Source organism: Rhodococcus sp. NPDC057135 (genome assembly GCF_042670865.1).
In the GTDB taxonomy this organism is placed as follows: domain Bacteria; phylum Actinomycetota; class Actinomycetes; order Mycobacteriales; family Mycobacteriaceae; genus Rhodococcus_F.
Genome location: NZ_JBHUUU010000001.1, coordinates 428354 through 442385 on the forward strand (window position 1 = coordinate 428354; position 14032 = coordinate 442385).

Sequence of the window (14032 nt, forward strand, 5' to 3'; positions counted from 1 at the left end):
ATTCGCACTGCTTCGGGGCGGGCAGGGAAGATTAAGGACATGACCTTCCTTTCTTCTTGTCCGTTCCGAAGGCAGCAGGCGAAGTCTGCCGGGACGGAATGAACAGGTGATGCCCCGGTGGAGACCGTTCCGAACGGGTGAAGACCCCGATCCACGGTTCACTCTCGCCAACGAGCGGACATATCTGGCCTGGATCCGCACAGCGACGGCCTTTGTCGCGTCGGGCGTCGGACTCGAGGCCTTCGGCGGCGACATCCTCAACCCGACGGTTCGCGCCGGCTTGGCCGCGTTGCTGCTCGTCGGCGGCGCTCTGATCGCCATCACTTCTTTTGTCCACTGGATCAGCGCCGAGAGAGCGCTCCGTGCCGAGCGCTCGTTGCCGGTGCCGCTGATGGCGCCGGTGGTCGGCATCGTGCTGGTGATCTGCGCGACTGTCCTGGTGGTCGAGGTTGTGAACTGATTGACCGCGCTGGAACCTTCGGAAGGACTCACGCCGCCAGACAGGGGCCTGCAGTCCGAGCGCACATCGCTCTCGCTCGTGCGGACGAGTCTGTCGATCCTCGGCTTGTCCGCCGCCTGCCTGAGATGGTTGCCGCCGTTCGGTTCGGTGGCACTGATCGGGCCGTCCCTCGCTGCGGTGCTTGTCGTTGCGGTCACGGTTCACGAACGTCGGTCGCGGCCCAGACGGTTGGCCCAGTTCTCAGCTGAAAAGGCAACGCCTGCTTTGGGTATGGGAGCAGCGCTCGCGCTGAGTCTTCTGTTGCTCAGTGCGACGGGGCTGTGGATTCTGTTGACGTGACTGCAGCTTTCGGCGCCCAGCCCGGCGGGCCGAACGCGTAGCCGGCTCGCTGCCGCCACGAGGTCGACGCCTTCCAATCGCGAGCGATGGCAGCGTATTCGCGCGTTTGGAGCTTCCAGATGTTGTACGTTCCCACCGGTGTCGTGAGTCCGTAGGTGGGCCTGTGGGTTTCGGCCGCAAAGGTGCCGAATATCCGGTCCCAGATGATAAGGATCCCGGCGTAGTTTCGGTCGAGGTACTCGGCGTCGGAACCGTGATGGACGCGATGGTGCGAAGGCGTATTGAAGATGAATTCGATGGGGCTCCAAAGTTTTCCGACACGCTCGGTGTGGACGAAGAACTGGTAGACGAGGCTGACGGAGAAGCCCACGAACACCATCCACGGCGGAATCCCGAGGAACGGCAGTGGCAGCCACATGATGATCTCGCCGCTGTTGTTCCACTTCTGCCGCAGTGCGGTGCTGAAATTGAAGTACTCGCTCGAATGGTGAGCCTGGTGCGTAGCCCAGATGACTCGAACTCGGTGCGCGATGCGGTGATACGCGTAGTAGAGGACGTCGATTCCGAGCAGCAGGATCACCCAGGTGTACCAGGCTGTGGGCGACAGATGCCACGGCGCGAGGTACACCCAGATTGCCGAATAGCCGATCAGCGCCAGCACTTTCCAGAATGTGCTGGTGCCGATCGACACCAGTCCGAGGAGGATGCTGGTCCGAGCGTCGATGCGGCGGTATCCACCCTGCGCGGGCCGTGCGCGTCCGTCGGCGTCGTCCGGATGATCTTCGAGCGCACGGGCGGCGAACCACTCGATGCCGAGGAAGATGACAAACGCGGGGATTGCGAGAGTGACCGGGTCATGGAGTGGTTCGAGCAGTGACCGCCATGATTGGAGGAGGGTATCCCACACGCGATTTGTCCTATTCTCTCGCTTTAATCGTTACATCATGCATTAATATGTAACGTCGCGGAACCCTTTGGGGCAAGAATCTTGCGGGTTTGTTGCGACTTTTCATAGAACAATGGTAGGAATTGCCGGTGCATATCACCGCGAAGGTGGACTACGCCGTGCGGACTCTGGTCGAGCTTGCGGCAGTCGGTCCGGACCCGGCCAAGGCCGAGTTTCTCGCCAAATCCCAGGTCATACCCCACAAGTTCCTGGAAGCGGTGCTCTCTGACTTGCGGCGCGGCGGCCTCGTCAACAGCCGTAGGGGTCCGGACGGCGGGTACTGGCTCGCTCGGTCCGCGGACGAGATCACGATTGCCGACGTCATCCGCGCCGTCGAAGGACCGCTTGCGTCGATTCGGGGACAGCGACCGGAAGACGTCGACTACGGGGGACCGGCAACACCCCTCAAAGAGGTGTGGATTGCAGTGCGCGTCAATCTTCGCGCAGTGCTCGAAAACGTCACGCTCACCGATGTCGCAGGCGGTGAACTGCCCGAGTTCGTTCACGAACTGACGGCAGATCCCGAAGCGTGGAATCGGCGCTGATACAGCTGCGATTTCAGACTGTCCGTCGGGGACGCGGAACAGTCAGAGGCGCAGTGTTGGCCGAGTTGCCGCCCGCGGATTTTGCGTCGTACATCAGATGATCGGCCGCAACGATCGCTCGGGAGAACTCGTTGTAGTCGAACTCCTCCTGGTGAGGGATGAAAGGTAGCGTCGCTGCTCCGACGCTGACCGTGGACAGCGGACTGTCGGAGGCGCTCACCACTGCTTTGGGCAGTGTCGCGATTCGTTTGCGCAATCCGTACGGGGTGCCGATCATTACGACGGTGAATTCCTCGCCGCCGGTGCGGGCGGCGTAACCGAAACCGTTCACATGCTCCTGCAGGCGCGTTCCGGTCCGGATGATGACTGCGTCACCGACTTCATGGCCGTAGGTGTCGTTCACCGCTTTGAACTTGTCGATGTCGACGACGACAACAGCGATGTCGGCACGATTCGCCGACGCGACCGACCAGATGCGCTCCGACATGTCCCAGAGCCCTCGTCGATTCAGGAGACCGGTGAGTGCGTCCACTTTGGATCCCGTTGCGCGCGCGAGTAATTGCCGCCAAGTGAACTGAATCGTGGCTGGAATGAAAATCACGGCGCACAGTACGACGTCCGTGCGCGCAATCACGCTGGTTGCCGAGTAGTCGCCGTTCGTCAGGCCGAGCACGGTCAGGGCGATGACAAATGTCGTGGCAAAGGCGAGGTGGAAGGCCAGCCAGCGGTAGTCGAGAAAATACGTGAAGTAAGCACCGGTGGCGACGAAAAGGACCGCGCCGAACAGTGCGGCGTTGTGGTTGGTGAACGTGATGAGAATCGAGGCAGTTCCGAGATCGGCCCAGAGTCCGTAGAGCTTGAGCGTGCGCGCCCCTCTGATGCGGCCGACAAACCAGAGAAAAGTCGGGATCAGGTTGATCGTCGCGACACCGATGACCCAGGCGCGCGCGAATGGGCCGTCGGGGCCCTCGGTGCTGAATAGAAACAGGTAGGCCACGAGCGAGAAATTGAGCGAACAGAATCCGATGGTGAGGTACACGAGGCGCAAGACCGAACCTCGTCCGGCCTTCGATCCCCACAGCATGACCGAGGATGAAACCGGCCAAGTGTGCAGGAGCGGGTCCATCGAATTCCTTCGTCGAACTACTTGCGGTTAATGAATAGCAAAGTATGTCAGGCCATGTTGATTTACGCGTCAACTTGGCCGGGGCTGCCAATGGGGGGTGATGCTCGCGACCCCTTCTGTTGCCTCTGTTCAGGCATTTAGCGTGCACATGTGTGAGCCACGCCTCGAGAATCCTGGCTGTGTGTTGGATCGCACAAGTTTGCAGATCTCTGCAAACTTGCAGAGGTCTGCAAGTTCGGTACGGTGGTGGAGTGATGACCGAGCCAAGCCTTCGTGACCGCAAGAAGGCAGCAACCCGCAACGCACTCAGTGGCGCGGCGGCACGACTGGCTCGTGCTCTCGGGATCGAATGCGTCACCGCTGACGCGATCGCATCCGAGGCGGGAGTGTCGACGAGGACCTTCCACAATTACTTCTCCAGCAAGGAGGAGGCAGTCCTCGCCAGCTTCGAGGAGTCGATCGCCTCGTGGATCGAGGCGCTTGCGGCCCGACCCGCGGACGAACCCATTCTCGACGTGCTCGAGAACCTTGTGGTCGAAATCGTGAGCGATTCCGGCCCGGGTGTGGAAGAAAAAGTAAACATCTGGATGTTGTCGGACTCGAGTCCTGCTCTCTATCGGGATGCGGCAGACATGCACCAGCGAATAAACCGTGCAGTCACTCGGGCATTGGCCGAACGCACCGGCACGGACGCCGAACGGGACCTGTATCCGACCCTCCTTCTCGGGGTTGTGGCCGGAGCCTGCAAATCGGTGATCGACATCTGGACCGGAGGAAAGTCGGAGGCTTCCGGTCCAGAAGAACTGGTCCATGACGCTTTTCGTCAAATTCGAGCGGGAATGCCGGCACCGGCACCGCGTCTCTGAGACCTACACGTAATACCTGTCCACGTACACGCACCGAAACAGCAAGGAGCCCGTCGTGGCCACCTATCTCTATCGGATCGGCAAGTTCGCCTACCGGCGAAAAGGTGCGGTCCTCAGTGTTTGGCTGATAATCCTGGTCCTGATGGGCGTCGGGGCAGCCACCCTGTCCGGCCCCACCAAGGATTCGTTCTCCATCCCGGGAACCCCGGCGCAGCAAGCGCAGGACTTGATGGCTGAGCGATTCCCCGATGCTCCCAATCCGATGGATTCGCTGAGCGCCCGATACGTCGTCCAAGCTCCGGCAGGCACAACGCTGGCTGATCCGGCGAACGTCAAGGCAATGGACGCCATGCTCGCGAGTATCCGCGGCATCGACAAGGTCGCCGATTCTGCCAAGGTAGACCCGGCAACTGCCACTCCGGAACAGGCCGCGAAGGCACTGGTCAATCCGGTTACCGGCAACGACTCCATGGTTGCGATGTTCAAGGAAAAGGCAGCTGCGGCTGGAACTTCCGAGGCACAGGCCGTGGACGACGCGCGTGCGTTGTCGCCGCTCAGTGCCGACGGCACAGTCGGTTACGTCGAGGTTCCGTTTGCCGGTGACTTCGCCGATCTCGACCAGGCGTTGCGCGATTCGATCAACTCCGCAGCCGATGTCGGGCGAGCTGAGGGACTCAACGTCCAGGTCAGTGGTTCGGCCGCTCAGGAAGCTGAGATGCCCGGTGGCGTCACCGAGCTGATCGGCATCGCCGTTGCCGCAGTCGTTCTGGCCATCACCTTCGGTTCGCTTGTAGCCGCAGGACTTCCGCTGCTCACCGCGATCATCGGTATCGCTATCGGCAGCCTCGGAATCACTGTCGCCACCGGATTCATGGATCTCAGCTCCATGACTCCGACGCTGGCGATCATGATCGGCCTGGCGGTGGCGATCGACTACTCGCTGTTCATCATGTCCAGGTTCAGGCATGAGCTCACGCTCACCGACAACCGTGCCGAAGCAGCAGGCCGCGCTGTCGGAACTGCCGGTTCCGCAGTGGTATTCGCCGGATTGACAGTGATCATCGCGCTGGTTGCATTGCGCGTCGTCGGTATCCCCTTCCTCTCGGACATGGGTGCGGCAGCAGCCTTCACCGTGCTGATCGCGGTCCTGATCGCTCTGACCTTGCTGCCTGCGATCCTGGGTATGTTCGGGCGCAAGGCTTTTGCCGGCAAGATTCCCTTCCTCAGCAAGCGTGCGGAGGAGTCCGAAGACGAGGATTCGGGCAAGCCGAAGTTGGCTCTGCGCTTCATCAACGCCGTCGTCCGTCGCCCGCTCGTTCCGCTGATCGGTGGTGTAGTCCTACTGGGCGCATTGGCCCTACCCGCAACGGGATTGAGTCTGGCATTGCCGTCGGAGGCCACCGGTGACCCGGCGACCAGTGCGCGTCAGGCATACGACCTCATCGACGAGGGCTTCGGTGACGGCCGAAACGGACCGCTGATCGCCGTCGTCGACGCCAAGGACGCCAGTGTTTCTGCCGAAGAGGCGTTCGCGGAGGTCGTCTCGACCATCTCGGGCTTCGATGACGTCCAGAACGCACAGGTCGTCGGGGTCAACGAGGCCGGCGACACCGCGCAGGTACTGATCACTCCGAAGAGTGGTCCGACCGACCCCGCCACGATGGATCTGGTGTCCAGCCTTCGTGGAGCCGAAGGCGGACTCAACGATTCGATCGGCGTCAGCTACGGCATCACCGGTCAGACCGCACTCGAAGGCGACGTCTCGGACACGCTGAAGGATGCATTGGTGCCCTACCTGGCCGTCGTCGTCGGCCTTGCATTCATCTTGCTGCTCTTGGTGTTCCGTTCGATCTTGGTTCCACTGACCGCGACGCTCGGCTTCCTGCTCAGTGTGCTCGCGACATTCGGTGCGACGGTGGCGATCTTCCAGCACGGTTGGTTGGGCATCATCTCGAACCCGCAACCGCTCGTGAGTTTCATGCCGATCTTCCTGATCGGCGTGGTCTTCGGACTGGCGATGGACTACCAGGTGTTCCTCGTGACGCGTATGCGTGAGGAGTACGTCCACGGTGCAACCGCGAAGGAGGCCGTGACCATCGGCTTCAATCACGGTGCCCGGGTGGTCAGTGCGGCCGCCGTCATCATGATCTCCGTGTTCGGTGCCTTCATGGCAGAACCCAACTCGTTCATCAAGTCGATCGGATTCGCGCTCGCTGCGGCAGTGTTCTTCGACGCCTTCATCGTGCGCATGGTGATCATCCCGTCCGTCATGGCACTGCTCGGCGACAAGGCGTGGTGGCTGCCGAAGTGGCTGGACAAGATTCTGCCGAACGTCGACATCGAGGGCGAGAAGCTCAGCAAGGCCCTCCGTGACGAGAAGGAAGCGGATCTGCAGTCCACTTCCGCTTAGTCTCTGCTGTGCGCCTTTATTAACCCCCCGCGGTTAATAAAGGCGCACAGCTGTTTTCCGGGTATCGAAATATCCAGCGGCACATGTCGGCCAGGATTGGTAACCTTCGCTCACTATGCTGATCAGGCTGCTGCGCACTTATCTGACGCCGTACCGGGGTGAACTCACGGGCGTTGTCGTCCTGCAGTTTATTTCGACTATGGCGGCCCTTTACCTTCCGAGTCTCAACGCCGACATCATCGACAACGGCGTGACCAAAGGCGACACCGGCTACATCCTCTCCACCGGCGGGATGATGCTCATGGTCACGCTGACGCAGATCTTGTGCTCGGTGGGCGCCGTCTTCTTCGGTGCGCGAGTCGCCATGGGCGTCGGACGCGACCTCCGGGCGTCAGTGCTGCATCAGGTCGGGACGTTCTCGGCCAGGGAGGTCGGCCACTTCGGTGCGCCTTCGCTGATCACCCGTAACACCAACGACGTCCAGCAAGTGCAGATGATGGTCGTGATGAGTTGCACCATCCTCGTCATGGCGCCGATCATGTGCGTCGGCGGCATCATCATGGCTCTGCGTCAGGACCTGAACCTGTCGTGGATCCTCGGCGTCAGTGTCCCGCTCCTGGTCGTCTCGATGGGTTTCCTGATTGCCCGTATGGTCCCTGGATTCCGGGTCATGCAGGGCCGCCTCGACGCCGTCAACCGTGTTCTTCGCGAACAGATCACGGGCATCCGTGTCGTCCGAGCGTTTGTACGGGAACCGTACGAGGTAGAGCGTTTCGGGGACGCCAACCGCGAGCTGACGGAGACTGCACTCGGCGTCGGCCGCCTCATGGCGCTGATGTTCCCGCTCGTGATGCTGATCAGCAACGTCACCAGCGTCGCGGTGATCTGGTTCGGTGGCCATCAGATCAACGAGGGCTCGATGCAGATCGGCTCGCTCACGGCGATGCTCAGCTACATCATGCAGATCCTGATGGCAGTCATGATGGCCACCTTCATGGCGGTGATGCTGCCGCGTGCGTCGGTGTGCGCCGAACGTATCTCCGAGGTCCTCGACACGGATTCGTCGGTGATCCCGCCCGAGAATCCTGTCCTGGAGTTGAAGGACCCGGGCGTCGTCGAACTTCGTGGCGCCCAGTTCCAGTTCCCCGGAGCCGAAGAACCCGTATTGCGCGACATCACTTTCCGCGCCGAACCAGGTAAGACGACAGCGATCATCGGCGGTACGGGATCGGGAAAGACCACTCTGCTCAACCTCATTCCGCGATTGATCGACTCTACTTCCGGATCTGTATCGGTGGGTGGCGTCGACGTCCGCGACATCGACACGGAGTTGCTCTGTTCGGTGATCGGTCTGGTCCCGCAGAAGCCGTATCTGTTCTCGGGCACCGTCGCCACCAATCTTCGCTACGGAAACCCCGAGGCAACCGACGAATGGCTGTGGGAGTGCCTCGAGATCGCCCAAGCTGCCGACTTCGTCCGCGCCATGCCCGAAGGCCTGGACACACCGGTGGCGCAAGGCGGTACGACGGTATCGGGCGGTCAGCGTCAGCGACTCGCCATCGCCAGAGCGTTGGTGCGTAAGCCGCAGATCTATCTGTTCGACGATTCGTTCTCGGCACTCGACCTCACTACTGACGCGAGGCTGCGTGCGGCGCTTCGGCCGGTGACCCAGGATGCATGCATCGTCGTTGTCGCGCAGCGCATTTCCACCATCGTGGAAGCCGATCAGATCATCGTGCTCGACGACGGCGCCATCGTGGGCATCGGCACGCACGACGAGCTCGTGGTCAGTTGTCCCACTTACGGCGAAATCGTCGCCTCTCAGCTAGCCGTACAGGACGCATCATGAGCAATCGACCGACTTCCTCGCCTCCCATCGGCCCGCCCGGTGGCGGCGATCCCACCAAGAAGGCCATGAACTTCGGCCCTTCTCTCAAGCGTCTCCTCGGACGCTTGAGCCCGGACAAGCCGATCGTCGTCCTGATCTTCGCTCTGGTGACCGTAAGCGTCGTACTTTCCTCGATCGCTCCGAAGATCCTGGGAAATGCCACCAACCTGATCTTCGACGGCATCGTCAGCAAGCAACTCCAGCCGGGGACTACAAAGGAACAGGCTGTCGAGGGGTTGCGTGCCTCGGGGCAAGGTCAGCTCGCGGACATGGTGTCCGGCATGGCCGTTGTGCCCGGAACCGGAATCGATTTCGACGCCGTCGGCAAGGTCTTGATGATCGTGCTGCTGCTGTTCGTCTGTGCGTCGCTGTTCAGTTGGCTGCAGGCGTATCTGCTCAACATCGTGGTCCAGCGGACCGTTCGCCGGTTGCGTGAGGATGTCGAGCAGAAGATTCACCGACTTCCCTTGCGGTACTTCGATACCCATGCCCGCGGCGATGTTCTCTCGCGCGTGACCAATGACATCGACAACGTCGCGCAGAGCTTGCAGCAGACGCTCAGCCAGTTGGTCATGTCGGTGATGACCGTCCTGGGCATTCTGGTGATGATGCTGTGGATCTCACCGTTGCTCGCCTTGATCGCGGTGGCAACTGTTCCGCTGTCGATCATGGTCACGGCGTTCATCGCGAAGCGTTCGCAGAAGCACTTCGTCGCGCAGTGGAAGAGCACCGGCGGAATCAACGCACAGGTCGAGGAAGCGTTCAGCGGCCACGAGTTGGTCAAGGTGTTCGGCCGCCAGCAGGAGGTCGAGGAGCGCTTCCGCAAGCAGAACGAGGATCTGTACGAGTCCAGCTTCAAGGCGCAGTTCATCTCCGGTCTGGTCATGCCGGCCGTGATGTTCCTCGGCAACCTCAACTACGTTGCCATCGCAGTCGTGGGTGGCATGCGCGTCGCATCCGGAACGATGACGCTCGGCGACGTGCAGGCGTTCATCCAGTACTCGCGGCAGTTCACACAGCCGCTCACGCAGATCGCGTCGATGACCAATCTGCTGCAGTCCGGCGTCGCTTCGGCAGAGCGTGTGTTTGCGCTGCTCGACCAAGAGGAGCAGTCGGAGGACCCGAAGGGCGCGAAGTCGCCGACGGTCGACAAGGGTCGCGTCAAGTTCGATAACGTCACGTTCAGTTACCAGCCGGAACAGCCGCTGATCGAGGACTTGTCCTTGACCGCCGAGCCGGGTCAGATGGTGGCGATCGTCGGCCCCACCGGCGCCGGCAAGACCACCCTCGTCAACCTCATCCTGCGGTTCTACGAACTCAATTCGGGCCGAATCACCTTGGACGGCGTCGACATCGCCGACATGACGCGAGACGATCTGCGTTCACGCATCGGAATGGTTCTGCAGGACGCGTGGCTGTTCGGTGGAACAATCCGCGAGAACATCGCGTACGGCAAGCCCGGTGCCACCGACGAGGAAATTCGTCGCGCTGCCGAGATGAGCTACGTCGACAAGTTCGTGCACTCCCTGCCCGAGGGTTACGACACGGTCATCGACGAGGAAGGCAGCAACGTCAGTGCCGGCGAGAAGCAGCTCATCACCATTGCCCGCGCCTTCATCTCGCAGCCGTCCATCCTGATCCTCGACGAGGCGACCAGTTCGGTGGACACGCGCACTGAACTACTGGTTCAGAGCGCCACCGCGGTCCTGCGCAACGACCGCACCAGTTTTGTCATCGCACACCGTCTTTCGACAATTCGTGATGCAAACCTGATCGTGGTGATGGAGGACGGCCGGATCGTGGAGCAGGGGAGCCATGAAGCTCTGCTCGAATCCCGCGGCGCGTACTTCCGTCTGTACAACAGCCAATTCGTGGGCGCGGAGATCTAGTACCACGTTAAATTCAGAGGTCGAGGGACGGCCGGCGTCACAGATACGCCGGCGGTCCCTCGATCGTCTTCAGACGGAGTGAGACTCACTGAGTTTGTGGTACTCGGGCCACGGAATTAGGGGACTGGATGGAGCCGTGGGCCTGCTTGCGCAGCTTGCGGGTGCGGGTTCCGGCCCTCATCTCTTCGCAGAGCTGTTCGTAACCCTTGGTTACTTCGTCCCACCTGTACGTGGCAGCCGCACGCGACTGTGCCCGGAGACCACGTCCCGCGGCGGCAATCGGATCGGATTCAGTTGCTTCGAGTGCTGCGCTGAGTTGTGTCACTTCGTTGAAGAAGGTTCCGTTGTCTCCCAGTACTTCACGGTTGAAGTTCACGTCCCAGGCGATGACATTTGCGCCTGCCCCCATCGCACGCAGTAACGACGGATTAGTGCCGCCGACTGTGTGCCCGTGCAGGTAACTTGCCGCTCCCGCGTACAGAGTATCGAGGAGGTCTTGGTCCCAGACGCCACCGAGTTGGCGGATGCGGGAATCCGAAGCGGCGAGCTCGTTGACTCGTTTCTCGTGTTCGCTTTCGTACGGAACGGAGCCGACAACGATCAAGGGCAGCTGTGCGTCGCTTTGCAGATAGCCCTCGATGATCTTGTCCACTTGGTTCTCGGGCTCGAGGCGGGCAACGATCAGATGGTAGCCGTGTTCGGTCAGATCGAGCTCCGTCAGACGACTCAAATCTGTGGTGTCGCGGATTGGCGCACCGTATGGCAGGAACATGCTCGAGGTGTTGTACCGCTCGCGGTAGTAGTCCGCGATTCCTTCGGCATCGGAGATCAATTCGTCTGCAAGCCAGACGGATACACGCTCATTTGCCAGGTAGTATCGGCGGCCGACAGGGCCCCACTTTCCGCGCTTCCACTCCAACCCGTCGACGTGCACGGCCACTGGGATGCGAGCTGCGCGGATTGCGGGCAGCAGTGGTGCATTGGCAGCGTTGAAAACGATCGCCGCATCGCATCGGTGACGCAGGAGATGTCCGACTGATAATGCGGTGTGGCTCAACGTCTCCAGGATAGGGTGCTTCAAAGCGGGTAGTGGCACCCGTTCCATGCCGCGGTAGTTCGGCGACCTGTCTTTGCCGCGGCAATAGACCACTACTTCATGGCCGCCTTCGACCAGTCGTGAGCCGATTTCTTCAACTGCAGTTTCGAATCCGCCGTAGCGTGCGGGCACTCCCCGTGTCCCGATCATTGCGATTCGCATGAGCGAACCCCCCCTTGTTGATTTGTGCTCGGGATTAGTCGGATTCGGCGTCCGATGCGTATGGGTCAGGCCGTGCGGTGACCGTTCCGATATTTCCGAGATTTGGAAAAGGTTACCAAAAATCGAACCCGCATCCAAGCAATAGACAACGCTCAGCAAATAAATAACAGCAGTTAAAAAGTATTAAATATACTAATTGAGACAAATGGTTACCTGGCGGCAAATAGTCTGTTTAGTCCCCAAAGTTTCGAATCTCCCGGTACCACTTCGGTAGCGCGGCGCACAGAAACAGAGCCGTGCCGATCAGAAGCAAAGCGTACGCAACGGCGAAGATCGACTGCCAGGCGAAGAGAACGAAGATCCCGCACAGCACGCCGTAATCGGTAGGGATGACCAGAATTGATCGGAGAGTGGCGCTGGCGCTGGAATCTGCCGGTGCCGGTGCGCGATCCGGGTGTGCGCGCCGCAACTGGTCGGTCAGAATCTGGACGAAGAAAAAGACGGATGCCACCAGCGTGAAACCGATTGGAAGCAAGAATAATCCGACATCCGTGACGTCGGAGTGGCGATACCAGCCGATCAGGACTGCGAGATGCAGTGCAGTGGTCTTGATGCTGTCGACCACATGATCGAGCCACTCGCCGGCAGGCGTGCCACCCCCGCGCAGGCGTGCGAGTTGGCCGTCGGCCGAATCGAAAGCGTACCCGACAAGTAAGCCAATGGCGATGAGGATGCCGACCCACCAATGTGGCTGTGCCAGTGCAATAGCCGCGATAGAGGCAGCGCTGAAACCGGCGCTGATGTACGTCACTTGGTTGGGTGTGAGACCGACTTGGTACGCGGCTGCCGCGATGACGCGTCCGATCTTCCTGTTGACGAACCGGGAATAGGCGGGCGAACCCTTGGCCGGTGGCTTCTGCGCTCCGGCCAATCGTCGCACGGTATCGGCAAACGACTCTTCCGGTAGCGAACTATTATGGTGGACGGTCATTTTCGAATGCTCCCGATTGATGCGGTAAAGGTCTCGGCGATGTCGGTGTGATACCGCTCCGGCGAGAATCTGGTCAAGGCCTCGGTGCGCGCACCGATTGCCTGCTCACGCGTGGAGTCCCAACTCTCGATCGCCGTTTGGATTGCGTTCGCCAGTGCAACAGCGTCTCCTGGCTCGACAAGGCGACCGTTTCTGCCGTCTTCGATGATTTCGGTGAGGCCCTGAACTGCAGAGGCCAACACAGGTCTTGCAAAAAGTTGGGCTTCGACCGCAACATTGCCGAACGGTTCGGCTCTCGACGGCACCAGGGCAATATCTGCGGAATCCAGTGTTCCCCATACCTGCTCGATTACGCCGAGGTATCGGATGCGGTCGCTGACATCCGAGGCAGCAGCGATACGCCTGAGATCGTCTTCGAACCATTCGTAGCCGGCAAAGACACCGCCGACCAGATCGAGTGTCACATCCACCCCGCGTCGGACGAGGATTGCGAGTGCTTCGACCGCGACGTCTGTGCCCTTCCGTGGGGCAATGCGCCCGACCAACACGAGGCGAATCGGCCCGGTGAGGCTCTGTCTGGGTGCCTTCGGTTCGGTACTCGGACCGGCGACACCGTTGTAGATCACACGGATCCGGCGCCTCAGTATCGGGATGTCGCGCAGGATCAGTTCACGGCAGGCATTGCTGTTCGCGATGACCCGTTGCGACAACAACAGTTGGGCACTCAGCCCTATTCGGATCGGCTTGGATGCAGTGTCTTCAGCTTCGTGCACATGGAAGATCACCGGGTAGCCGAGGAGCTTCGCGACCACGGCCAACCAGGGGATGGTCACGGTGCTGATGTACACGACGTCAGGTGAGAAACGTCGAAGCGCCCGCACGATGGACGGCGTTGAGCGGGCTGCCTCCAGCGCGAGCGAGAGCAAACCGCTTGCCGACATCTTCGATTTGCGCAGAATCGGCATCGGCATGATCACGGCATCGGCACCGGATTCCTCCACGCGGGCCGCCAACGGTCCTTCGGACCCCAATATCACGGTCACGTCCCAGCCCGTAGTTGTCAGAGCAGATACCGATTCCAGCACTATTCGGTCCGAGCCGTACAGTTCGGCACCCGGATGAGCTACTAGCGCGCGGCGGGCAGGCGCCCCGATGTAATTCAAGTATTCCCCCCGGAATGTCCAACTCGGTGTCAATCGTCAGCGCCGTCTGCTCTGAAGCGAGGGGCAATCGGATGTAACCGTATAGTTGCAGAGAGGCTAGTCTTCGGCGGGGGGCAATGTCCACTTGGTCTCCGGAACTCGAAAGAAAGCG

Annotated in this window: 12 protein-coding genes; 7 read left to right on the forward strand and 5 right to left on the reverse strand. The window is 60.8% G+C overall.

Translation table 11 applies throughout. The annotated features are described in order from the left end of the window. Positions 1–109 precede the first annotated feature (109 nt). Together ACFT1A_RS02000 and ACFT1A_RS02005 are read left to right on the forward strand one after the other, a co-directional pair. On the forward strand, positions 110–460 hold the full coding sequence (locus ACFT1A_RS02000; protein WP_029537421.1) for a YidH family protein: 351 nt from the start codon (positions 110–112) through the stop codon (positions 458–460). Next, positions 461–799, forward strand: coding sequence for a DUF202 domain-containing protein (locus ACFT1A_RS02005; RefSeq protein WP_378445619.1), 339 nt, complete (start codon positions 461–463; stop codon positions 797–799). It begins immediately after the preceding gene. Here ACFT1A_RS02005 and ACFT1A_RS02010 read toward each other — a convergent pair. Beyond that, positions 765–1706, reverse strand: coding sequence for a sterol desaturase family protein (locus ACFT1A_RS02010; RefSeq protein WP_378445620.1), 942 nt, complete (start codon positions 1704–1706; stop codon positions 765–767). The two genes, ACFT1A_RS02005 and ACFT1A_RS02010, sit on opposite strands and share 35 nt — an antisense overlap. Before the next feature lie 128 nt (positions 1707–1834). On the opposite strand from ACFT1A_RS02010, the gene ACFT1A_RS02015 reads away from it, so the two are divergent. Continuing rightward, positions 1835–2290 carry an Rrf2 family transcriptional regulator gene (locus ACFT1A_RS02015; protein ID WP_046377779.1) on the forward strand — a complete coding sequence of 152 codons (456 nt, stop codon included), beginning with the start codon at positions 1835–1837 and terminating at the stop codon, positions 2288–2290. A gap of 13 nt (positions 2291–2303) precedes the next feature. On the opposite strand, the gene ACFT1A_RS02020 is transcribed toward ACFT1A_RS02015, so the two are convergent. Further along, entirely contained in the window at positions 2304–3416 is a 1113-nt protein-coding gene (locus ACFT1A_RS02020) for a GGDEF domain-containing protein (protein ID WP_378445621.1), read from the reverse strand. A 254-nt stretch (positions 3417–3670) separates the two neighbouring features. Here ACFT1A_RS02020 and ACFT1A_RS02025 point away from each other — a divergent pair, with 254 nt between their 5' ends. From ACFT1A_RS02025 to ACFT1A_RS02040, 4 genes are all read left to right on the forward strand, one after another. Then, positions 3671–4282 carry a TetR/AcrR family transcriptional regulator gene (locus ACFT1A_RS02025; RefSeq protein WP_378445622.1) on the forward strand — a complete coding sequence of 204 codons (612 nt, stop codon included), beginning with the start codon at positions 3671–3673 and terminating at the stop codon, positions 4280–4282. Between the two features lie 55 nt (positions 4283–4337). Next, a complete protein-coding gene (locus ACFT1A_RS02030) occupies positions 4338–6692 on the forward strand; it encodes an MMPL family transporter (RefSeq protein WP_378445623.1) in 2355 nt (784 codons plus the stop codon). A gap of 115 nt (positions 6693–6807) precedes the next feature. After that, complete coding sequence (locus ACFT1A_RS02035) at positions 6808–8541, forward strand: ABC transporter ATP-binding protein (protein ID WP_378445624.1); 1734 nt, start codon at positions 6808–6810, stop codon at positions 8539–8541. Next, the gene (locus ACFT1A_RS02040; protein ID WP_378445625.1) at positions 8538–10469 is read left to right on the forward strand and encodes an ABC transporter ATP-binding protein; all 1932 of its coding nucleotides are present in this window, start codon (positions 8538–8540) and stop codon (positions 10467–10469) included. The genes ACFT1A_RS02035 and ACFT1A_RS02040 overlap by 4 nt, the downstream gene beginning before the upstream one ends. Before the next feature lie 85 nt (positions 10470–10554). On the opposite strand, the gene ACFT1A_RS02045 is transcribed toward ACFT1A_RS02040, so the two are convergent. The 3 genes from ACFT1A_RS02045 to ACFT1A_RS02055 all read right to left on the reverse strand — a co-directional run bounded on the left by ACFT1A_RS02045 (position 10555) and on the right by ACFT1A_RS02055 (position 13914). Next, complete coding sequence (locus ACFT1A_RS02045) at positions 10555–11727, reverse strand: DUF1972 domain-containing protein (protein ID WP_378445626.1); 1173 nt, start codon at positions 11725–11727, stop codon at positions 10555–10557. 232 nt (positions 11728–11959) lie between these two features. Then, positions 11960–12718: a CDP-alcohol phosphatidyltransferase family protein gene (locus ACFT1A_RS02050; protein ID WP_378445627.1), complete on the reverse strand. Its 759-nt coding sequence runs from the start codon at positions 12716–12718 to the stop codon at positions 11960–11962. Continuing rightward, on the reverse strand, positions 12715–13914 hold the full coding sequence (locus ACFT1A_RS02055; RefSeq protein ID WP_378445628.1) for a glycosyltransferase family 4 protein: 1200 nt from the start codon (positions 13912–13914) through the stop codon (positions 12715–12717). The genes ACFT1A_RS02050 and ACFT1A_RS02055 overlap by 4 nt, the downstream gene beginning before the upstream one ends. Positions 13915–14032: the final 118 nt, after the last annotated feature.

Excerpts from the sequence above, each read along its gene's own strand:
- ACFT1A_RS02000 (WP_029537421.1), top strand. The coding sequence starts at position 110 with ATGCCCCGGTGGAGACCGTTCCGAACGGGTGAAGACCCCGATCCACGG.
- ACFT1A_RS02020 (WP_378445621.1), bottom strand. The coding sequence starts at position 3,416 with ATGGACCCGCTCCTGCACACTTGGCCGGTTTCATCCTCGGTCATGCTG.
- ACFT1A_RS02025 (WP_378445622.1), top strand. The coding sequence starts at position 3,671 with ATGACCGAGCCAAGCCTTCGTGACCGCAAGAAGGCAGCAACCCGCAAC.
- ACFT1A_RS02035 (WP_378445624.1), top strand. The coding sequence starts at position 6,808 with ATGCTGATCAGGCTGCTGCGCACTTATCTGACGCCGTACCGGGGTGAA.
- ACFT1A_RS02040 (WP_378445625.1), top strand. The coding sequence starts at position 8,538 with ATGAGCAATCGACCGACTTCCTCGCCTCCCATCGGCCCGCCCGGTGGC.
- ACFT1A_RS02045 (WP_378445626.1), bottom strand. The coding sequence starts at position 11,727 with ATGCGAATCGCAATGATCGGGACACGGGGAGTGCCCGCACGCTACGGC.
- ACFT1A_RS02050 (WP_378445627.1), bottom strand. The coding sequence starts at position 12,718 with ATGACCGTCCACCATAATAGTTCGCTACCGGAAGAGTCGTTTGCCGAT.